The following is a 20,732-nucleotide window of genomic DNA, read 5'->3' on the forward strand; positions in this document are numbered from 1 at the left end:
GGCCCCGACGCATCGAAAACCAGGTTCAAGGGAGCAATCCAATGCGACACACGATTTCGGCGCTGATCGGCGTCGGCGCCTGCCTCTTCGCCACGGGCGGAAGCGCGCAAAAAATCGACTGGCAGGTGTTTGCCGAGCCGTTCGTCTCGTCGGCGCATGCGCAGGCGATCGACTGGCAGAAGGTCGACGACGTGCTGGGCAGAAAACCCGCCGTCACCGGCGACGTGCATCGCTACGGCTTTCCGCGGAGCGACCTTGCGGTGACGCTCGACGGCGTCACCATCAAGCCGGCGCTGGCGCTCGGCGGCTGGGTCGCCTTCAAGCCCATGCACGACGGCGTCATGGCGATGGGCGACCTGGTGCTGCTCGAATCCGAGATCAACCCTGTGATGCTGAAGATGATCGGAAACGGCCTGCAGATCACGGCCGTGCACAACCATTTGCTTGGCGCGAGCCCGGCCACCTTCTACATGCACGTCGCCGGCCACGGCGACCCGGTTAAGATCGCCGCCGCGATCCGGGATGGCCTCGCGGAAAGCAAGACGCCGCTCACGGCAGCGGCGACGGCCGCGCCGCCGCCGGCCATCGATCTCGACACCGCTCAGCTCGACCAGATCATCGGCGTCAAAGGCCAGGCCAATGGCGGCGTCTATCAGTTCAACGTGCCCCGCCGCGATCCGATCACCGAACAGGGCATGGCGTTGAGCCCGGTCGGTCCGATGGGCGTCGCCATCGGCATCAACTTCCAGCCGACCGGCGGCGGCAAGGCGGCGATCACCGGCGATTTCGTGCTGACGAACGACGAGGTCAACCCCGTCATCATGGCGCTGCGGACGCACGGCATCGACGTCACCGCGCTGCACAGCCACATGCTGGATGAACAGCCGCGCCTGTTCTTCATGCATTTCTGGGCCAATGACGACGCCATCAAGCTCGCCAAGGGCCTGCGCGCCGCGCTGGACAAGACGGCCACGACAAAAAGCTGACTCTGGTCTTGGAGGGATCAACGATGCGAAGCCTCACGGTCATGTCCATGGTTGTCGTCGGAGTTCTTGTGGGGATGGACGCTGCGATCGGCCAGACCAGCTGTCGGGTCTGCGCCGATCAGCAAAAAGCGTGCATGAAGAACTATGCCGGGCCGACCTGCGAGTCCGAGTATCAGATGTGCAAGAAAGCTTGCAAGAAATGACAGGGGCGCTCTTGCAACCGGCGTGGGTGCTAACCGGGCTGAAGTGAGATGCTGACGACGCGAACGCTGCTCAGGAGTGCCCAGGCGACGCTGCGCGTTGCCGCCATATTGCTTGCGATCGCGCTGACATCGGCTCGGCCGGCGCCGGCGGACGATGGCAAGATCGTTGTCTTTGTCTGCCTGCACGGCGTGGTGAACAGCCAGATGGCGGCGGCCTATTTCAACAAGGCTGCCCAGGAGCGTGGATTGCGATTCAGGGCGGTCTCACGCGGCATTGACCTTTATCGGTCGGTACCGGTCAGGGTCCAGGATGGCCTTGCACTCGATGGTCTGGAGGCGGCCAACACGCCGCAACAGCTGACCGTGGACGACATGGCCGCGGCGGACCAGGTGGTGGCGTTCGATCAGATCCCCGCCGAGCGGCACGGACGGGCCGACGTGACCTACTGGTCCGGCATTCCCTTGGGTATCGATGATTATGAGTCGACCCGGGATCAGATCGTCCGGCGCATCGACGCCCTCATTCCGACGCTGGCGGCGGCAACTGAACCGGCGGGAGACAAAACGCCCCTTCAGCTCGAAACGAAAATCCTGCTCGGCGATGTGCGCGGTCGGATTGATCACCTGGCGATCGACCTGAAGCGGCAGCGACTGTTCGTGGCCGAGCTCGGCAATGACAGCGTCGGCGTCGTCGATCTGGCTGCGCGCAGCTTGCTTCGAACCATTACCGGATTGAGCGCCCCCCAGGGCGTCGGCTATGAGCCATCGACCGACACCCTCTACGTCGCCAACGCCCGCGACGGATCGGTGCAGCTGTACGAAGCCAACGAGTACAAGGCGACCGGGCGAATCGAACTCGGCAGCGACGCCGACAATATCCGGGTCGACGCGGCGGCCAAGCGCGTCATCGTCGGCTATGGCGATGGTGGTCTGGCAGTCGTCGACCCATCCACCCGGACAAAGGTTCGGCGCCTACTCCTTAAGGCACATCCGGAAAGCTTCCAGCTTCAGCCCGATAGTGGGCGCATCTTCGTGAATCTGCCTGACGCACGAGCCGTCGCGGTGGTGGACGTTGCTTCCGGGAAACAACTCACCAGCTGGCCGTTGGACAAGGGCGGTAATTTCGCGATGGCCATCGATCACGAACGAAGTCGCGTTCTCCTGGTGTATCGCAGCCCAGCCGAGCTTGCAGCCTTTTCGACCGACGGCAAGGCGATTGCAGCCACCGGCACTTGCGGCGATGCCGACGACCTCTTTGTAGATGCAAAGCGCGGACGCATTTATGTGAGCTGCGGCGGTGGATACGTCGATGTATTTGAGATTGATGGAGCGGCCTATCGACTGATCGCGCGTCTGCCGACGGCGACGGGCGCGCGAACATCGCTCTTTGTGCCGGAGATGGACCGTCTGTTTGTTGCGGTCCGCGCGGGGCCTGCCGGACCGGCGGCAATCTGGGTATTCAAGCCAATGCCTTGAGATCGACTTTGTGGGGAGACGGCGCATGTGGAAACGCAGCCGGGGCTTTCGTAGCTTTTCGAGACGCCTTGCGCCTCGCTTCATGGCCGCTCTTGGACTGATCGCCTGGTCTGACCCCGCCTCGGCCTATCGCCCCTTCGATGGCACCGATGCCGCCGTTGCCAAGAAGGGGGAGATGGAGGTCGAGCTGCAGCCGGCCGGACGTTTGCGTGATGAGAGCGGAACGAGCCTGATCGCGCCGGCCTGGGTTCTCAACTTCGGTTTGAGCGAGAGTTGGGAAGCCGTCTTCGAAGGCCAGGGACAAACGTCGCTCTCTCCGCCCGGGCCGACCAGCCTGACTGCAGCCGGAGCGTTTCTCAAGCACGTGGTCGTACCTGGTAGCCTGCAGGACAAGACCGGTCCGAGCATTGCGACCGAATTTGGCGTCCTGCTTCCTGACAGTACCGGCAATTCGGGCGTTGGCGTCGTCTCGCAGCGCTGGGATTGGGGCACCATTCACCTGAATGCCGAGACTGCCATCACCCGCGACCATCATGGCGACGTGTTCGTGGGTGCTATTGTCGAAGGACCGATGACCTGGACGGTGCGCCCCGTCGCCGAGATCTTCTACGAGAACGAGTTTGGAAAAGAGGAGACGTTCTCGGGGTTGGTCGGGCTGATCTATCGTGTGCGCGACGACCTCAGCTTCGACATCGCGGTCCGGCACGCGCTCACAGGAGGCCATCCGGTAAACGAGATACGTGCGGGATTGACCTTCGGCTTTCCGCTTTCCTTCTTCGAGGGCCACGCCGCGCACCAAGCGTCGCCAATTCCGCCTCGATAGCTACTGGCGGTCCCGGTTCTCTGGATGGGCTCGCCAGTCTCGACCGACAGTCTGATGGTTCTCGTCAGGTGTTGCCTGGCCGGCGTGGTCCTTCTCGCCGCCTTGAGCCTTCCAGTCACGCCCGATCTTGACGTCCTCGGCGCGACTGCGATCCTGCTCGCGGGTTTGCTCCGACTGCTGGGGCGGCTGGGCCTGTTGGACAGGCGTAGACTGTGCTTTTGCATCGCTTCCGGCGAATGCGAAGGTCATTGCGACCGCGGAGATGAACGCAACCGATATAGAATTCTTCATGGTGTTGTCCCTTCCTCTTGCTCTGCAGCACTAACGCTCCGTCATCGCCTTTGTTCGGAAACAAACGGGCTTTTGGCTGCACGTGGTGGTCGGAACCGGGCGCTCTGCACGCGAACCGTGACGGTCAATATCTCGGCCGGTGCGAAGTAGCCCATTCGCGCGCGTGTTCGATCGGCACGCGCTGCACGGCGGCGCGAACCTTTTGCGTTGCGGGCAGATTGTCCATGCGTTCCCGCCAGCGGCAGAATGCCGGGTATTTCGGATACATCGACTGCCCTTCGGCGGTGAGGCTGAAGGCGAACGTGCTCGGCAGCAGATAGAAATCCGCAATCGAGAGCTCGTCCCCGAGCAAAAAATCCTTGTCGTGCGCAAGCTGGCGCTCGGCCACCGCAAACCCGGTCTCGACCTTGGGCAGCGCATGTGCCACGACCTTCTCGTCCGGGGCAATGCCGAGCTCCGGGAAAACCAGACGCTCATGCGTCACGTGATAGATCATGTAGGGGTAGTAATAGTTGTTAACAGCGCTGATCCACTGGTTCATACGCGCCCGCGCCTTGATGTCTTTCGGTGTCAGCGATACGCCGCCAAAGGCCTCGTCGACATAGGCGGCAATCGCGCTCGTCTCGTAGACGGTGAGATCGCCGTGTTTCAGAATTGGGACACGGTTAAACGGGTGCAGCGCCAGGTGATCGGGCTTGCCCATGACCGGTTCAAGGTCGTGGAATTGGTAAGCCACGTCCTTGTGCGTGAGGATCAAGCGGACGATGTTGACAAAAGTGCTGCGTGGGAAACCGTAGACGATCGGATCGGACATCCGTTTTCTCCCTTCTGATTTGGTCTCAGCGCCAGAACGGCTTGGAGGCCTCGCGCAGCGCCTGCTCGCGCGTCAGGCCGAGATCGCGAAGCAGATGCGGGTCGTCGGCGATCGCGCGTAGCGCCATGCGCTGAAACGGCCGGTCAAGCAAGCTCCACCATCCGGGGCGCGGAGCGCCTGGCGACGTTCCTGAGCTGAATTGATGAAGTGGTGTGGCCGGGTCGGCGGCGGGCACCGGCGGGATCGACCATGTATCGGTTAATAGGACGGACATGATGGGGCTCCAAATTGCTTGAAAATGCTGCACTGGAGCTGTTCAATAATGGCGCGGGGCGGTTTCCCGCAAAGCATCGTTTCTCGTGCCTGCCCTAATTTTTCTCATGAAGTATTGCGATGCGCCCACGCCTGCCGCAACTGAACGCCCTGAAATCCTTCGAGGCCGCCGCGCGCCACGAGAGTTTTACGCGCGCGGCCGAAGAGCTTTGTGTCACGCAGGGTGCCGTCAGCCATCAGGTGAAAGCACTGGAAGCGGAGCTCGCAATAAAGCTCTTCAACCGCGAACGCCAGCGCCTGATCATCACCGAGGCCGGGCGCGACTATCTCGCTGTCGTGCGCGACGCGCTCGACCGCATCGCCATCGGCACCGAGCGGCTGTTGCAGCGGCAGAATACCGGTGTGCTCACGGTTTCGACCTCGCCGGATTTTGCTGCGAAATGGCTGGTGCACCGGCTCGGCCACTTTGTTGAGGCGCATAGCGGCATCGACCTGCGCGTCTCCGCCACGCTGCACCACGTCGACTTCGCGCGCGAGGAAGTGGATCTGGCGGTGCGCCATGGCGACGGCAACTGGCCGGGGCTTGACGCGGTGCGGCTGAGCCCGGAGCAGCTATTTGCCGTGTGCAGCCCAAAGCTATTGTCCGGCAAGCGACGCCTGAGCAACCCCGCTGACATCCTGAAATTTCCGCTGATCCATATGGACAGTCGCGTCGACTGGAAGAACTGGCTTCAGGAAGCGGGACTTGACGATGCTGCCGCCACGCATGGCCCGGTCCTCAATCGCGCCAGCATGGTGATTGATGCCGCCATCAATGGGCAAGGCATTGCGCTGGCGCGCACCACGCTGGCGGCATGGGACCTCATCAACGGCCATCTGGCGCGCCCGTTTCCGCAGTCGCTGCCGTTGTCGAAGACCTACTGGATCGTCTGCCCGAAGGCGACCGCAAACCTGCCGAAGATCGTGACGTTTCGCGATTGGTTGCTCTCGGAGGCCGCAAGCGACCTGCGCCGGCTTAGAAAGCTCGGCGGAACCTCTCATCGACTGAAGTGAGTGCCGGCAAGCTTCCAAATGCATGGAACGGCCCTGCGGCCCTCGCGATTGTCGTGGGACGCACGACCTACCATGCATGGAGCCCGATCATTGCTGAAGCTGTACAGGTCGGCGACCTCCGATTGGCGAAGGATCGGCGCGGAATTGCCGTCCGAGATCATCTGGATCGATCTGCTCGATCCCACCGAGGACGAAAAGCAGTTCGTCGAGCGCGTGCTCGACATCCGCGTACCGTCCGAGCGATCGTTGAGCGAGATCGAAGCGTCGAGCCGCCTGATCACCGACCATGACCGGCTCTATCTGAGCTCGCCGGCGGTGCGGCTCGACGACAACAACGAAGCCGAGATCACCAATATCGGCTTCGTGATCGGCCCAAAGGTGCTGGTCACCGTGCGGTTCGCGCAGCTGACCACGTTCGACGACGTCATGAAGCGGATCGGCACCGACAAGAGCCTGCAGAACGGCATGTGCGTGTTCACCGCGCTGCTCGAGGCCATGATCGATCGCGGCGCCGACGTGCTGGAGCATCTCGGCGCCAAGACCGACAGGTTGTCGCGGGGCGTCTTCAAGGGCGGCCTGGTGCGGAGCAAGCGTCCGGTGCGTTCCAGCCGCAGGCTGCGCGAGGCGCTGGAAAACATCGGCGAGCTCGCCGATCGCCTGGCGAAGGCGCGCGACGTGCTGCTCGGCGTCGGCCGGGTCGCGAGCTTCGCCGACGACGTCGGCAATGAATGGATCACATCGGCATCGAAGCGCCGGCTGGAGGCCGTCTCCAAGGATGTGGCTTCGCTGGGTGACTACGAGACCCGGCTGTCGGACAAGATCCAGCTGCTGCTGGACGCCGTGCTCGGCTTCATCAACATCCAGCAGAACGACCTGTTCAAGATCCTGACCATCGTGTCGGTGGTCGGCGTTCCCCCGACCATCCTAGTCGGGGTCTGGGGCATGAACTTCAAGGCGATGCCGGAGCTGAGCTGGACGTTTGGGTATCCCTTGGCCTGGGCCGCGATCATCGCCAGCGGCATCCTGCCGGTGCTCTGGTTCAAGCGGCACGGCTGGTTCGATTAAACAAGCGAAGTTGAAACGCCGCGGCGTTATCCGCGTTGAGAACCTGCCTGCGCGTCTATAAATCTGAAGCTGCCCCACCCGCCCCTGTGGCGCGGTCATCCCCCATCGAAGAGTCCAGCCTATGCGCCCCCACATCATCTGCCACATGGGCACGTCGATCGACGGCCGGCTTCATCCCAGCCGCTTCACCAAGGCGGCCGCCGGGATTCCGGCCGACGTGCTGCGCTCGCACTACGAACGGATTCATGACGGCTTCAATGCCGATGGATGGATCATCGGCCGCGTCACCATGAACGAGATGGCCAAGGGAACGGAGCGGCATATCGCCAACCCACTGAGGCTGCCGCGCGAGGCGCATCTCGGCAACCGTAACGGCCGCAAGCTTGCTGTTGGCATCGATCCGTCGGGCCGCGTGCATTTCGGCAAGGACAATGTCGGCGGCGATCATGCCGTCGCGGTGCTGGGCGAACAGGTGTCCGACGCGCATCTCGCCGAACTGCGCGAGGACGGTGCGTCCTATCTGTTTGCCGGCGCGAAGGGCGACGATCTGCCGGGCGCGATGGCGCAGCTCGCCACCCTGTTCGGCGCCAAGACGCTGCTGCTCGAGGGCGGCGGCGGGATCAACGGCGCATTCCTCAAGCACGGGCTGATCGACGAGTTCAGTACATTGATCTTTCCGGCGGTCGACGGCGTCGCCGGATCGCAAAGCATCGTCGACTATCACGGTCCGGACGGCGACCGCCCCGGCGCCGGACAGTCGCTGCGGCTCACCCATTGCGAGACGCTGGAAGGCGGCATGGTCTGGCTGCGTCACGCCGTGGAGCGCGCGCCGGACTGAGCATGCCTATGGCTTGGGATTCTCAACCCAGCCGGTCCGGCACGCAGCAACGAAAAACGAGACGCCGCGCGCGACATGGGCGTCGATCTCGGGATCGAGCGCCTTCAGGTCGACCTCGAACAACGCCCGAAGCAGCATCGGCACGGCGATGATATCGAGGAACATCCGCGCCGTGGTCGGCAGCTGTTCGGGCGCGAAGGCCGGCAGCTTGCCGAGCTCGTCGGATTGCGTCAGCTCGCGCAGCAGGTGAATGCCGAGCTCGGTGCTGAGCGCGCGCGCCCTGCGGTTGACGTTGGCGGCGAGATCCGGAAAGCGGTGCGCCTCCGCGATGGCGAGCCGCATCAGGCCGATCCGGTCGGCGTCGAAGCCCCAATGCAGCAGGGTCGAGGCAACGCTGGTGAGGCGCTCCTCGATGGTCGCGCCGACCGGCGGATCGGCCTTGAACTCGGCGATGCGTGACAGGATGTCCCGCGTCACCACTTCGGTGAACAGCGCCCGCTTGTCGCGGAAGCGCGCATAGATCGTCCGCTTGCCGGAGCGCGCGGCCTCCGCGATCTCGTCGATGCTCGCGCCCTCGAACCCGCGCTGCAGGAAGACTTTGCGCGCGGCCTCGAGAATCCGCGCATCGACCTCGCCGGCGAGTTCCTTCGGCGGCCGCCCGGCGCGCACCTCGACCGGCCTGGCTTTGGCGGCCCGCGGCTTCTTCAGGGTACTGGTGGTCATCGCATCGACCCGGGTTCGATGGGCCGGTCAGGCCGGCAATATCAAGCAATATAGCCTTATCACATCTAGTTGTAAATAGAACGATACAGTTCCGTTCTTATTGACGCTGCGTCGCAGCGGGACTATTTGTCGCATAGAACGGAACGGTATCGTTCCCTTTTGCGAAGGCCCGGCGGACCTCGCTCATCAGCCAGGAGCAGCCATCATGTTCGAAGACACTGTTTTGGAGCGCCACCAACCGGGCCACGAGGGCATCGAGGCGGCGTCCTCGGCGCCGGCCTCGCATGAGCCCAATGTCACATCGGAGCGGCCGGAGATCACGACACGGGCTCCGGCGCAGGAGCGTCCCGCGGGCAAGCAGCCCGCCCCGCCGGCAACCGTCCCGCCCGAGGTGACCGGCACGGCGCCGAAGCGCGGCTTCCTGCGCCGCCGTCCGGTCGTCTCCGCGATCGGCGTCGTGCTGCTCGCGGCGGCAATCGGCGGCGGCTATCTCTACATGGACTATAGCGGGCATTTCGAATCCACCGACGACGCCTTCATCGCCGCACGGCAGTCCGCGCTCGCGCCGAAGATCTCCGGCTACATCACCGCCGTCCCGGTCACCGACAACCAGCATGTCGCGGCCGGAGACGTGATCGCCCGGCTCGACGACCGCGATTATCGCGTCGCGCTGGCGCAGGCCGAGGCGCAGGTCGCGGCCGCCCGCGCCAACATCGAGAATGTCGATGCGCAGCTCGACGTGCAGCAGGCGCAGATATCAGCCAATCAGGCCCAAGTGGATCAGGCGCAGGCGGCGCTGGTGTTCGCCCAGCAGCAGGCGACGCGCTACCAGCATCTGGAGCAATCCGGCTACGGCACGGTGCAGAATTCCGAGCAGTTCACCTCGCAGCTGCATCAGCAGCAGGCTGCGCTGCTGAGCGCGCAGGCGACGTTCAACCTCGCAAAGCGTCAGGTCGAATCGCTGAAGGCGCAGCGCAAGAGCGCGGTCGCGAACCTCGCCCAGGCCGAGGCACAGCGCGACCAGGCCGAGCTCAATCTGTCCTATACGACGGTCACCGCCGCGCAGCCGGGCCGCGTCGTCAACCTCTCGGCCGCAGTCGGCCAGTTCGCGCAGGCGGGCACCAATCTGACGATGTTCGTGCCCGACCAGACCTGGGTCACCGCAAACTTCAAGGAGATCCAGCTCGACAAGATGCGCCCCGGCGAGAAGGTGACGTTGAAGATCGATGCCTATCCCGGACGCACCATCCAGGGCCATGTGGAGAGCGTGCAGCCGGGCTCCGGCACCGCGTTCTCACTGCTGCCGGCGCAGAACGCCACCGGCAACTACGTCAAGATCGTGCAGCGCGTGCCGGTGAAGATCGTGATGGACAACCCGCCGACCGACGTCGCGCTCGGCCCGGGCATGTCCGTCGTGCCGACGGTGCGGATCGATGCCGCGCCGTCCCTCGTCGAGCGCCTCGAGAAGTTGAATCTTGGGAGGCTGTGATGAGTGCCGCCGCGATCGACGCCAAAGGCGTTCCGGTGCCGCGCGCCACCGTCAATCCCTGGCTGATCGCCATCGTGGTTGCGCTCGCGAGCTTCATGGAGGTGCTCGACACCACCATTGCCAACGTAGCGCTGCCCTATATCGCCGGCGGCATGGGCGTGAGCGAGGACGAGGCCTCCTGGGTGGTCACCACCTATCTGGTGTCCAACGCCATCATCCTGACCGCCTCCGGCTTTCTCGCCCGCACGCTCGGGCGCAAGACCTTCTTCCTGATCTGCCTCGGCATCTTCACCGTCAGCTCGATCCTGTGCGGCTTCGCGCCCAATCTGAACGCGCTGCTGCTGTTCCGTATCCTGCAGGGTCTCGGCGGCGGCGGCATGGTGCCGGTGGCGCAATCGATTCTCGCCGACGCCTTCCCGCCGGCCAAGCGCGGGCAGGCGTTCGCGGTGTTCGGCATTGCCGTCGTGGTGGCGCCGGTGGTCGGGCCGACCCTCGGCGGCTGGCTGTCCGACAACCTCTCCTGGCACTGGTGCTTCCTGATCAACGCGCCGGTCGGCGTGTTCGCGATCGCGCTGATCGCGGCCGTGCTGCAGGAGCCCGCGACCGCAAAAGCCAAGGGGGCGCAGCCCCAGGGCAACACGTTCGACTTCATCGGCTTCGCACTGGTCGCGACCTTCCTCGGCGCGCTCGAGGTGGTGCTCGACCGCGGCCTCGAGGACGACTGGTTCGCCTCGCCCTTCATCATCATCTTCGCGGTGATCTGCGCCGCGGCGTTCGTGCTGATGATCCCGTGGGAGATGACCCGACGCAATCCGATGATCGACCTGCGCATGGTCGCAACCCGGCAGTTCGGCGCCTGCTTCCTGGTGATGCTGGCGACCGGCGCCATCCTGCTCGCGACCACGCAATTCTTGCCGCAGCTGGTGCAGCAGGATTTCGGCTACACCGCGACCTGGGCCGGCCTCGTGCTCTCGCCCGGCGGCGTCGTCACCATGATGATGATGTTCGCGGTCGGCCGGCTCGCCGCCCGGGTGCAGCCGAAACACCTGATCGTTGCCGGCGCGCTGGTGATCGCCGCCTCGATGTACAGCATGACCAACGTCTATGGCGATCTCGGCTTCTGGTTCATGGCGCGCTCGCGCATGCTGATCGGCGTCGGCCTGCCGCTGATCTTCGTGCCGATCATGGCGGCGTCCTATGACGGCATTCCGCCCGACAAGACCGACCAGGCCTCCGCGCTGATCAACGCGGCGCGCAACACCGGCGGCTCGATCGGCGTCTCGATCGTGTCCAACGTGCTGACGCATCGCCAGCAATTCCACCAGAGCCGGCTGGTCGAGCAGGTGACGCCGTCGAGCCCGCAATACCAGGACACGCTGCACCAGATCACCGACTTCTTCGTCGCCCAGGGCAGTTCGCTGGCGCAGGCGCACAGCCAGGCGATCCAGTGGATCGGGCAGCAGGTGCAGACCCAGGCCTCGTTCCTGTCCTACATGGACGCGTTCTGGGTCCTGATGCTGATCGCGCTGTCGGCGATCCCGCTGGCGCTGACCTTGCGCAAGGTCAGGCTCGGCGGCCCCGCCCCTATGGGTCATTGATCCCGGCACGGACATGCATGAGCTACGGCGGCATGCAGGCCGGCGAAGCCGCGCTATCGACCGGACGGGTCCGCGCGCCACGCGCGGGCCTTCGCGGTCGTCTCCTCGACGAAACGAGTTTTGCCGTTGCGATGGGCCGCGATGTCCTCCCTTGAGGAGGCAGCAAGGGCCTGCTTGATATCCGCGTAGGCGCGGGCCGCCTCGGGGTGCGCGCGAAGATAGTCGCGAAACACCAGCAGCGTTTCCCAGCGCGGATTGGATGGCTCCATCACATGCAGATGATGGGTCCACGGGCCCGGAGGGCCCTTGCGGAAGAACAACTCGCCAGGCAGCCACGCCGCGTATTCCGGTATGTAGTTGTAGCCGAGCGCCTCGATCGGCTCGATGCAACGCTCCCGTGCCTCCGCGAGGCTGGGGACACCGACCATCAGGTCGATGATCGGCTTCGACGGCAAACCCGGAACTGCGGTGCTTCCGACATGCTCGATGGCCAGGGCCAACGAGCCGAGCGCATGCTCGATCCTCGCGCGCTCCGTCTCGAACATGGCCGGCCAGTTGGGGTCATAGTCCAGGACAACGATTGGCCCGGCGCCGTATTTCTCCATGGCACACCCTGATTTGCTCGCCGCGAGGTCTCCTTCGCGGGTCAATCAAACCATGATGAGACTAGGTTCGACCAGAGGCGCGCCGCCGGTGGCCGCGCCACCACAGGCCGAAGGCGATGGTGACCGCGGCGGCCAGCGAGAACCAGGTGATGGCGTACTGCATGTGGTCGTCCTTGAGACGCACCTTGAGCGGTCCGGGCTTCGGCGTGCCGCTGTCGGGCACCGGCGCCTCGAGGTCGATATAGAACGGTGCGACCTGGCCCCAGCCGAGCGCCTGCGCCATTGCGCGATGATCGCGCACGAACCACAGCCGCTTCGCCGTATCTTCCTTCGGCGTCAGCCGGCCCGGTGGCTCGGGAAAGCGGATATAGCCGGTAAGTTCAACCGGCGCACCCGTGACGAGGCGGCCGACGACGCGGTCCTCGAAGGCGCGATCCTGCATTGTGTTCTGGACAAAGCCGGTGTTGATCACGACGGTCTCGCCGCTCGTGAGCTTCGCCGGCAGCAACGCCCAGGTGCCGGGACCCGAAATGTCGTCGCGCACCGCGGAGCCGGAGCTGAACACCATCGCGTCGGGCTGCTTCGCATAGGTCGCGGTCAGGGTGACGCGGCGGAATTCATCCTTGGCGGAGGTCAGCGTCGGCCATGCCGACGGCGGCGGCAGCGCCTCGATCGGGGCGGCCAGCCGCGCATCGAGCGCCGCGATCAGCGCGTGCTTCTCGACCCGGCGCTGCAATTGCCAAAAGCCGAGGGCGATAAACACCGCGATCAGGATCAACGTGAAAATGCCGAAGCCGGCCGCGCTCGGCCGGCGCGTCGTCGTATCATTCATTTCGGGTCGCGCTCGATCAATTGGCCTTCGGCGGCCTTGTGGTGGAATTGCAGCGCGATCAGAAGTGCCTTCATCGATCGTAGCGGCAGGATCGTGGTGACCAGGATCAACGGCAGCCACAGCGCGGCGTGCACCCAGAACGGCGGCTGGTACTTCACCTCGACGATCAGCGCCGCCGCGACCACGATGGCACCGGCCAGCATGATGACGAAGAGCGCCGGCCCGTCGCCGGAATCGATGAAGGCGAAGTCGAGGCCGCAGGCCTGGCAGCGCGGCGCCAGCGTCAGGAAGCCGGAATAGAGCTTGCCCTTGCCGCAGCGCGGGCAGCGGCAGGCGATGCCGCGCAGTGCGCTCTCAGTGACGGTCGGCGGGGTATCGGTCATCGGTTCTCTTCAAAAGCAAAGGGGCGGCCATTCGGCCGCCCCCTCTTAGCACGTCGGCCGGCAATTAGTGTGCGCCGTGGGCCATCGTCTCGGCGCCGTGGCCCCAGACGTAGATGCAGATGAACAGGAACAGCCAGACCACGTCGACGAAGTGCCAGTACCAGGCGGCAAACTCGAAGCCGAGGTGCTGCTTCGGCGTGAAGTGGCCGGCATAGGCGCGGATCAGGCAGACCAGCAGGAAGATGGTGCCGACCAGCACGTGGAAACCGTGGAACCCGGTCGCCATGAAGAAGGTCGCGCCATAGACGTTGCCGCCGAACGAGAACGTCGCATGGGCGTACTCATAGGCCTGCACGCAGGTGAAAAGGGCGCCGAGGATCACGGTGAGGATCAGGCCCTGCTTGAGGCCCTGACGGTCGTTCTCGAGCAGCGCATGGTGCGCCCAGGTGACGGTGGTGCCCGAGGTCAGGAGCAGCAGCGTGTTGAGCAGCGGCAGATGCCAGGGATCGAAGGTCTCGATGCCCTTCGGCGGCCAGGTGCCCGGGACCGAGCAGGCGCCCATCGCCGTGCCGGCGCCGCAGCCGAACACCGCATCGCGCGTGGCGTGCACCGCGTCGGCCGGGAACAGCGCCGAGTTGAAGAAGGCCCAGAACCAGGCGACGAAGAACATCACCTCGGAGGCAATGAACAGGATCATGCCGTAGCGGTGGCTGATCTGCACCACGCGGGTGTGGTCGCCCTTGTACTGGGCTTCCTTGATCACGTCGCCCCACCAGCTCGCCATGGTGTAGAGCACGCCGATGGTGCCGACGCCGAACACGATCGGGGCGGCGGAGAACATGTGATGCATCCAGCCGATCGCGCCGAACGCCATGATGAAGGCCGAGATCGAGCCGACCACCGGCCACGGGCTCGGGTCGACGAGATGATAGTCGTGATGCTTGACTTGCGCCTCAGCCATTGCCGTCTCTCCATTCGCGTGCCGCAAGGCACGTCTTAAATCTCAAATTCCAGAACTAGCCGCCCTTGCGCTGCTCCGCCTCGCCGGCCGCCACGGGCTTCGGCGTTGCGTCGCGCACGGGGAAGAAGGTGTAGGACAAAGTGATCGTCTTCAGCGTGTCGTTCTCGCTGTCCTTGGCCAGCGCCGGATCGACATAGAACACCACGGCCATCTCGCGCTTTTCGCCCGGCGCCATGGTCTGTTCGGTGAAGCAGAAGCAGTTGATCTTCTGGAAATAGGCGCCGACCGTCAGCGGCGCGACATTGTAGGACGCCTGGCCGGTCGTGGTGCGCGCCGACTGGTTGGTGACCGTGTAGTAGACCGTGACCACCTGGCCGATCTTGACGTCGATCGTGTTCTGCTCCGCCTCGAACTTCCAGGGCAGGCCCGGCGCGACGTTGGAATCGAAGCTGACCGAAATGGTGCGCGCGAGCGGCGCATCCGAAGGCACCGAGGTCGCGACCTGGGTGGTGCCGTTGAAGCCGGTGGTGCGGCAGAACCAGTTGTAGAACGGCACGGCCGCGTAGGACGCGCCGACCATCAGCACCACGACGAAGCCGCAGATCGAGGCGACCACGGCGTCGCGCGTCAGCGTGCGGCGCGTGACCTTGGCGCCCTCACCCTGCTGCGGTTCCTGGTTCGCCATCTCACTCACAGCGGCCGCACCAGCACGGCTGGCCCCTTGACGAGGGTGACGGCGAAGAACAGCACGACCAGGATGCCGAGCGCGAGCGCGATGGCGATCGAGCGCTGGCGGCGGCTCCTGAGCTGTGCCTCGGTGAGAACGATTCCTTCTGGTTCGCGTTTCTCGTCCATTGATATCCCATGCGCCCCCATCTCGCCCCCCGGCTCCCTATCCGATGAAGACAGGCGCAATCGCGCGGACCACGACCTCGGCGAGGAGGACGGCAAACAGCGCGAACAGATAGAGGATCGAGAAGGCGAACAGCCGGCGCGTGGCGCGATTGGCAGCAGTGCCCTCGCGGCGGCGATAGACCTCGACGGCGAGCCACAGCATGCCGGCGCCAAGCACCAGCGAGGTGACGCCGTAGATCGCGTCGAAATAGCCGAGCGGCCACGGCGCCAGCGCGATCGCGACCAGCACGATGGTGTAGAGCAGGATCTGCAGCCGGGTCGCGTCGGGTCCGGCGACGACCGGCAGCATCGGGATGCCGGCGCGCGCATAATCGTCGCTGCGGAACAGCGCCAGCGCCCAGAAATGCGGCGGGGTCCAGAAGAAGATGATCAGGAACAGGAGGATCGGCTCGACCGAGAGCGAGCCGGTCGCGGCGGCCCACGCGACCACCGGCGGCAAGGCACCGGCGGCGCCGCCGATCACGATGTTCTGCGCGGTCCAGCGCTTCAGCCACATCGTGTAGATCACGGCGTAGAAGAAGATGGTGAAGGCAAGCAGCGCGCCCGCCACCCAGTTGACGAGGATGCCGAGCGTCATCACCGAGAAGAAAGCGAGCGTGATGCCGAACGCGGCCGCCTCGGTCGGCGTGATACGGCCGCGCGGGATCGGCCGGTTGGCGGTGCGCGTCATCAGCGCGTCGACGTCGCCCTCATAGGCCATGTTGAGCGCGCCGGAAGCGCCGGCGCCGACCGCGATGCACAGGATCGAGGTGAACGCCAGCACCGGATGCACGTGCACCGGTGCGATCATCAGCCCGACCAGCGCGGTGAAGATCACCAGCGACATCACGCGCGGCTTCAACAGCGCGATGTAGTCGCCCACTTCGGCCTCGGAGATCCGGGGCAGTTCGATGGCGTTGTGATCGACAACCGACAAGATCAGGTCTCGCTTCTCTCAAAAGGCGCGGCGCACCCAGGGTGCGCCGCGTTGTCCTGGACTTACTGCACGCGGGGCAGCACTTCGAACTGGTGGAACGGCGGCGGCGAGGTCAGCGTCCACTCCAGCGTGGTCGCACCCGCACCCCACGGATTGTTCGCGGCCTGCTCCTTGCGGACGAAGGCATCGATCACGCCGTAGATGAAGATCAGAACGCCGATGCCCGAGATGTAGGAGCCCCAGGACGAGATCAGGTTCCAGCCCGCGAACGCATCCGGATAGTCGACATAGCGGCGCGGCATGCCCGACAGGCCGAGGAAGTGCTGCGGGAAGAATACCAGGTTGACGCCGATGAAGGTAAACCAGAAGTGCGCCTTGGCGATGGTCTCCGAGTACATGTAGCCGAACATCTTCGGGAACCAGTAGTACCAGCCGGCGAAGATGCCGAACACGGCGCCAAGCGACAGCACGTAGTGGAAGTGCGCCACCACGTAATAGGTGTCCTGCAGCACGCGATCGACACCGGCATTGGCCAGCACGACGCCGGTGACGCCGCCGACGGTGAACAGGAAGATGAAGCCGATCGCCCAGATCATCGGCGCCTTGAACTCGATCGAGCCGCCCCACATCGTGGCGATCCAAGAGAAGATCTTCACGCCGGTCGGCACCGCGATCACCATCGTGGCGGCGACGAAATAGGCCTGCGTCGCCGAGGACATGCCGACGGTGTACATGTGGTGCGCCCACACCACGAAACCGATGCCGCCGATCGCGACCATGGCGTAGGCCATGCCGAGATAGCCGAACACCGGCTTGCGCGAGAAGGTGGAGACGATCTGGCTGACCATGCCGAAGGCGGGCAGGATCAGGATGTACACTTCGGGGTGGCCGAAGAACCAGAACAGATGCTGGAACAGCACCGGGTCGCCGCCGCCGTCAGCCGCAAAGAACGTGGTGCCGAAGTTGCGGTCGGTCAGCAGCATGGTGATCGCACCGGCGAGCACCGGCAGCGACAACAGCAGCAGGAACACGGTGACCAGGATCGACCACACGAACAGCGGCATCTTGTGCAGGGTCATGCCCGGCGCGCGCATGTTGAAGATCGTGGTGATGAAGTTGATGGCGCCGAGGATCGACGAGGCACCCGCGAGATGGAGCGAGAGAATCGCGAAATCGACCGCAGGACCCGGATGGCCGGAGGTCGACAGCGGCGCGTACATGGTCCAGCCCGCGCCGACGCCGTTTGCGCCCGGCTCACCCTCGACGAAGGTGGACATCAGCAGCAGCGCGAACGAGGCCGGCAGCAGCCAGAACGAGATGTTGTTCATGCGCGGGAACGCCATGTCCGGCGCGCCGATCATCAGCGGCACCATCCAGTTGCCGAAGCCGCCGATCATCGCCGGCATGACCATGAAGAAGATCATGATCAGACCGTGCGAGGTCACGAACACGTTATAGGTGTGCGTCTCGTGGAATATCTGGACGCCCGGATACATCAACTCGGCACGGATCGCGATCGACATCGCCGCGCCGATGATGCCCGCGATCACCGCAAAGACCAGGTACATCGTACCGATGTCCTTGTGGTTCGTGGAGTAGAGATAACGCCGCCATCCGGTCGGATGGTGGGCGTGATCATCATGGGCGTGATCGTCGTGTGTCGCTGCGCCTGTCGCCATGTTCAAAATCCTGCCTTGCAGTCCCTCTTGGACCTTGCGGTCCCGTCGCCCTTATTCCATCCGCGCCGTAAGCCGTGAGGCTTACTGCGCCGCCTGACCAGCCGAGGCGTAGGAATTCGCCGGGTTGGTCGCAAACTTCTTCTTCGCGCCTTCAACCCAGGTCGCGAATTCCTGGTCGCTGACGACCCGCACCGCGATCGGCATGAAGGCATGGTCCTTGCCGCACAGTTCCGAGCACTGGCCGTAGAACACGCCGGTCTTGGTGGCCTTGAACCAGCTCTCGTTGAGGCGGCCGGGGACCGAGTCGATCTTCACGCCGAAGGCCGGCACCGCGAAGGAGTGGATCACGTCGGCGCCGGTGGTCTGGATCCGCACCACCTTGTTGACCGGGACCACCATCTCGTTGTCGACGCCGAGCAGACGCGGCTGCTTGTCCTTGTCGAGCAGCGAGTCGAACTCGAACTTGCCGTTATCCGGGTAGGCGTAGGACCAGTACCACTGCTTGCCGGTGACCTTCACCGTGAGGTCCGGCTTCGGCACGTCGAGCTCCAGGAACAGCAGGCGGAACGACGGCACCGCGATGCCGACCAGGATCAGGACCGGGATCAGCGTCCAGGCCACTTCGATCAGCGTGTTGTGGGTGGTCCTGGAGGGGACCGGGTTGGCCCGGGCGTTGAACTTCACCACCACGATGATGAGCAGCGCCAGCACGAACAGGGTGATGACGGTGATCAGCACCAGCAGGAAATTGTGAAACCAGATGATGTTTTCCATCACCGGGGTCGCGGCTTCCTGCAGCGTGTGCTCCCACGGAGCCGGCTGCCCCATCTCGGCGAAGGCCGATCCCGCGGCGATCGACGCCACACCCGCTACCGCCAACCCCAGCAATTGCCTGCCCAACCGGCCAATCGACATCTTCATGCCGCTCGCGCTCCCTTGCATTATTCCCCAAAGCACCCCCGGCATGTGGCCGAAAATGCAGCACGATCCGCCCTGACAAACGGCCTTCCGGACATACCCGTCTCTGAGTCAAGGTGGGTACGGGAGCCAGATCGCTAGAACGCGTCGAAATCCAGCCTCTCAAACCATAATTCTCCGGCGCTCGCAATGCAGTAGTGGGGCCGAAAGCCATGCGCCTGCAATGAAGCTGCCGCTTGCGATTTTTCCCGCAAAATCAAGCGAAAGTCGCCGAAACGACGCCGCATGCAGTTGACAGGGGGATTACCGGATGTACCCACAGACAGGGCAGCGCACAGGAACCTGATTCGCTGCGGGCTGCCCCAATCCGGCGCGAGAATGGCTTCAAGATCGCCTTCAAGGCGCCGTCATTGCGGTATCAGTCGACGCCTGAGCATGATCCGGAAAAGTGGAGACCGGTTTTCCGAAAGATCATGCTCAAACAAGAAGATGAGATCATGATTCGCTTCCGGGAAGCGCATCGTGGCGCGCATGCTACCGGCGGCCGGACGGCCGGACCGACCGAACATCTATAAGGATCGACCCGGATGGGCGCTTCGAACATTCGTTTGACGATGGCCAGCCGGCTCGGCGGCCTCGCGATTCTGGCCCTCTGGCTTGGCTTTTCTCTTGACCTGACCCAGCCGGCAAACGCGCAAGGCGCGGTGCGCTCGGTTCACGGCGACTGGCAGATCCGCTGCGACACCCCGCCCGGCGCCCAGGCCGAGCAATGCGCGCTGATCCAGAGCGTGGTAGCGGAAGACCGCTCCAACGCCGGCCTGACCGTGATCGTGCTGAAGACCGCCGACCAGAAGAGCCGCCTGATGCGCGTGGTCGCGCCGCTCGGCGTGCTGCTGCCCTCCGGCCTCGGCCTCAAGCTCGACAATCAGGACGTCGGCCGCGCCGGTTTTGTCCGCTGCCTGCCCAATGGCTGCGTCGCCGAGGTCGTGATGGACGACAAGCTGCTCGGCCAGCTCAAGAACGCCAAGACCGCGACCTTCATCATCTTCGAGACCCCGGAAGAAGGGATCGGCTTTCCGCTCAGCCTGAACGGCTTGGCGGAGGGGTATGACAAATTGCCCTAGGGGTTAGGCCGGCGTCGCAAATGCAGAGGCCGTAGCCCGGATGAAGCGCAGCGCAATCCGGGACCGGCGTCAGCAGAGAGTGCCTTCCCGGATTTCGCTGCGCTTCATCCGGGCTACGCCAAGCAGATCAGCTTACCGCCCACCCGCCGCATAATAGTCGAACAACCCGCTCGCCTCCGTGGACAGCCAGTCCGCCTCGCCCGTCATGTAGCCTTCGACCTGTCCGGTGACGCCGATCAAGAATGTGATCGGCATGCCGTAGAGCGCGAACGGCGTATCGGCCTCGGCGGCGTCGACACGCGAGACGAGACCGCCCGGATCGAAGCCGATCGCGAGGTGGCGGAGCTTGAGCTGCTTGACGTAGGGCGCGACCGGCGCGCGGTTGCGATCGGTGCTGACAGCGACGACGACGAGATCGCTGCGGCCGCTCGCGGCAAGGCGGTCCAGCATCGGTAGCTCGGTCCGGCACGCCGCGCACCAGGTGGCCCAGAAGTTCACCAGCACCATCCTGCCTTTGAACGCGGTGAGATCGAGCGCGCCGCCGGCGAGCACGGGGATCGCAACCTGCGGCACCGGGCGGGCGCCTTCGACCTGCGTGAACTGGTGCCGGATGGTGCCGAATTGCGGCGGCCCCGACGCTGCGCGCACGGCTCCGGCGGGCATCACGAGCGAGGCGCCGGCGCCGATCATACCGGCGACGACGGCGCGGCGCGGCGGTGCGTGAGCTGACGTCATGATGGGTTCTCCACTTGGCTTGATCGCTGCAT

General features: G+C 64.6%; 24 protein-coding genes. 10 read left to right on the forward strand and 14 right to left on the reverse strand.

Annotated features, from left to right (window positions below):
• The first annotated feature begins 41 nt into the window (after positions 1–41).
• From QJT82_RS08375 to QJT82_RS08385, 3 genes are all read left to right on the forward strand, one after another.
• The gene (locus QJT82_RS08375; protein WP_028338970.1) at positions 42–986 is read left to right on the forward strand and encodes a DUF1259 domain-containing protein; all 945 of its coding nucleotides are present in this window, start codon (positions 42–44) and stop codon (positions 984–986) included.
• Positions 987–1,237: 251 nt separating this feature from the next.
• Positions 1,238–2,665, forward strand: coding sequence for a hypothetical protein (locus tag QJT82_RS08380; protein ID WP_028338972.1), 1,428 nt, complete (start codon positions 1,238–1,240; stop codon positions 2,663–2,665).
• A 25-nt stretch (positions 2,666–2,690) separates the two neighbouring features.
• Positions 2,691–3,488 (forward strand): hypothetical protein, encoded by a 798-nt coding sequence (locus QJT82_RS08385; protein ID WP_245288640.1) that lies wholly within the window; start codon positions 2,691–2,693, stop codon positions 3,486–3,488.
• On the opposite strand, the gene QJT82_RS08390 is transcribed toward QJT82_RS08385, so the two are convergent.
• The 3 genes from QJT82_RS08390 to QJT82_RS08400 form a co-directional block, all read right to left on the reverse strand.
• A complete protein-coding gene (locus QJT82_RS08390; protein WP_028338974.1) occupies positions 3,489–3,779 on the reverse strand; it encodes a hypothetical protein in 291 nt (96 codons plus the stop codon).
• A gap of 124 nt (positions 3,780–3,903) precedes the next feature.
• A complete protein-coding gene (locus QJT82_RS08395) occupies positions 3,904–4,593 on the reverse strand; it encodes a glutathione S-transferase family protein (RefSeq protein ID WP_028338975.1) in 690 nt (229 codons plus the stop codon).
• 25 nt (positions 4,594–4,618) lie between these two features.
• Positions 4,619–4,867: a hypothetical protein gene (locus tag QJT82_RS08400; RefSeq protein WP_155258350.1), complete on the reverse strand. Its 249-nt coding sequence runs from the start codon at positions 4,865–4,867 to the stop codon at positions 4,619–4,621.
• A gap of 119 nt (positions 4,868–4,986) precedes the next feature.
• On the opposite strand from QJT82_RS08400, the gene QJT82_RS08405 reads away from it, so the two are divergent.
• The 3 genes from QJT82_RS08405 (at position 4,987) to QJT82_RS08415 (ending at position 7,822) form a co-directional block, all read left to right on the forward strand.
• Positions 4,987–5,919 carry a transcriptional regulator GcvA gene (locus QJT82_RS08405; protein WP_028338976.1) on the forward strand — a complete coding sequence of 311 codons (933 nt, stop codon included), beginning with the start codon at positions 4,987–4,989 and terminating at the stop codon, positions 5,917–5,919.
• Positions 5,920–6,009: 90 nt separating this feature from the next.
• Positions 6,010–6,984 carry a magnesium transporter CorA family protein gene (locus QJT82_RS08410; RefSeq protein ID WP_028338977.1) on the forward strand — a complete coding sequence of 325 codons (975 nt, stop codon included), beginning with the start codon at positions 6,010–6,012 and terminating at the stop codon, positions 6,982–6,984.
• 121 nt (positions 6,985–7,105) lie between these two features.
• Positions 7,106–7,822, forward strand: coding sequence for a dihydrofolate reductase family protein (locus tag QJT82_RS08415; RefSeq protein ID WP_028338978.1), 717 nt, complete (start codon positions 7,106–7,108; stop codon positions 7,820–7,822).
• 6 nt (positions 7,823–7,828) lie between these two features.
• On the opposite strand, the gene QJT82_RS08420 is transcribed toward QJT82_RS08415, so the two are convergent.
• The gene (locus QJT82_RS08420; protein ID WP_051447723.1) at positions 7,829–8,545 is read right to left on the reverse strand and encodes a TetR/AcrR family transcriptional regulator; all 717 of its coding nucleotides are present in this window, start codon (positions 8,543–8,545) and stop codon (positions 7,829–7,831) included.
• A 223-nt stretch (positions 8,546–8,768) separates the two neighbouring features.
• Between QJT82_RS08420 and QJT82_RS08425 the strand changes: the two genes are divergently transcribed.
• Positions 8,769–10,034 (forward strand): HlyD family secretion protein, encoded by a 1,266-nt coding sequence (locus QJT82_RS08425; RefSeq protein WP_028338980.1) that lies wholly within the window; start codon positions 8,769–8,771, stop codon positions 10,032–10,034.
• Positions 10,034–11,632 carry a DHA2 family efflux MFS transporter permease subunit gene (locus QJT82_RS08430; RefSeq protein ID WP_028338981.1) on the forward strand — a complete coding sequence of 533 codons (1,599 nt, stop codon included), beginning with the start codon at positions 10,034–10,036 and terminating at the stop codon, positions 11,630–11,632. Before QJT82_RS08425 ends, QJT82_RS08430 begins: the two co-directional genes overlap by 1 nt.
• A 53-nt stretch (positions 11,633–11,685) precedes the next feature.
• Here the strand turns inward: QJT82_RS08430 and QJT82_RS08435 are convergent, their stop codons facing one another.
• The 9 genes from QJT82_RS08435 to coxB form a co-directional block, all read right to left on the reverse strand.
• Complete coding sequence (locus tag QJT82_RS08435; RefSeq protein ID WP_028338982.1) at positions 11,686–12,237, reverse strand: GrpB family protein; 552 nt, start codon at positions 12,235–12,237, stop codon at positions 11,686–11,688.
• A gap of 61 nt (positions 12,238–12,298) precedes the next feature.
• The gene (locus QJT82_RS08440) at positions 12,299–13,069 is read right to left on the reverse strand and encodes an SURF1 family cytochrome oxidase biogenesis protein (protein ID WP_028338983.1); all 771 of its coding nucleotides are present in this window, start codon (positions 13,067–13,069) and stop codon (positions 12,299–12,301) included.
• Positions 13,066–13,452: a DUF983 domain-containing protein gene (locus QJT82_RS08445; protein WP_264641734.1), complete on the reverse strand. Its 387-nt coding sequence runs from the start codon at positions 13,450–13,452 to the stop codon at positions 13,066–13,068. The genes QJT82_RS08440 and QJT82_RS08445 overlap by 4 nt, the downstream gene beginning before the upstream one ends.
• Before the next feature lie 64 nt (positions 13,453–13,516).
• On the reverse strand, positions 13,517–14,413 hold the full coding sequence (locus QJT82_RS08450) for a cytochrome c oxidase subunit 3 (RefSeq protein WP_028338984.1): 897 nt from the start codon (positions 14,411–14,413) through the stop codon (positions 13,517–13,519).
• 55 nt (positions 14,414–14,468) lie between these two features.
• The gene (locus QJT82_RS08455) at positions 14,469–15,098 is read right to left on the reverse strand and encodes a cytochrome c oxidase assembly protein (protein ID WP_028338985.1); all 630 of its coding nucleotides are present in this window, start codon (positions 15,096–15,098) and stop codon (positions 14,469–14,471) included.
• 5 nt (positions 15,099–15,103) lie between these two features.
• Complete coding sequence (locus QJT82_RS08460; RefSeq protein ID WP_018269059.1) at positions 15,104–15,268, reverse strand: hypothetical protein; 165 nt, start codon at positions 15,266–15,268, stop codon at positions 15,104–15,106.
• A 37-nt stretch (positions 15,269–15,305) separates the two neighbouring features.
• Positions 15,306–16,244, reverse strand: coding sequence for a heme o synthase (locus QJT82_RS08465; RefSeq protein ID WP_028338986.1), 939 nt, complete (start codon positions 16,242–16,244; stop codon positions 15,306–15,308).
• Positions 16,245–16,306: 62 nt separating this feature from the next.
• Positions 16,307–17,923 (reverse strand): cytochrome c oxidase subunit I, encoded by a 1,617-nt coding sequence (ctaD, locus tag QJT82_RS08470; RefSeq protein WP_028338987.1) that lies wholly within the window; start codon positions 17,921–17,923, stop codon positions 16,307–16,309.
• Between the two features lie 81 nt (positions 17,924–18,004).
• The gene (coxB, locus tag QJT82_RS08475) at positions 18,005–18,844 is read right to left on the reverse strand and encodes a cytochrome c oxidase subunit II (protein ID WP_028338988.1); all 840 of its coding nucleotides are present in this window, start codon (positions 18,842–18,844) and stop codon (positions 18,005–18,007) included.
• A gap of 233 nt (positions 18,845–19,077) precedes the next feature.
• On the opposite strand from coxB, the gene QJT82_RS08480 reads away from it, so the two are divergent.
• Both QJT82_RS08480 and QJT82_RS08485 read left to right on the forward strand, forming a co-directional pair.
• Positions 19,078–19,416: a hypothetical protein gene (locus QJT82_RS08480; protein WP_155258351.1), complete on the forward strand. Its 339-nt coding sequence runs from the start codon at positions 19,078–19,080 to the stop codon at positions 19,414–19,416.
• Positions 19,417–19,428: 12 nt separating this feature from the next.
• On the forward strand, positions 19,429–19,965 hold the full coding sequence (locus tag QJT82_RS08485; protein WP_028338989.1) for an invasion associated locus B family protein: 537 nt from the start codon (positions 19,429–19,431) through the stop codon (positions 19,963–19,965).
• Between the two features lie 132 nt (positions 19,966–20,097).
• On the opposite strand, the gene QJT82_RS08490 is transcribed toward QJT82_RS08485, so the two are convergent.
• The gene (locus tag QJT82_RS08490; protein ID WP_035631008.1) at positions 20,098–20,700 is read right to left on the reverse strand and encodes a TlpA disulfide reductase family protein; all 603 of its coding nucleotides are present in this window, start codon (positions 20,698–20,700) and stop codon (positions 20,098–20,100) included.
• Positions 20,701–20,732 lie beyond the last annotated feature (32 nt).

The organism is Bradyrhizobium sp. Mp19, assembly GCF_029952935.1.
In the GTDB taxonomy this organism is placed as follows: domain Bacteria; phylum Pseudomonadota; class Alphaproteobacteria; order Rhizobiales; family Xanthobacteraceae; genus Bradyrhizobium; species Bradyrhizobium elkanii.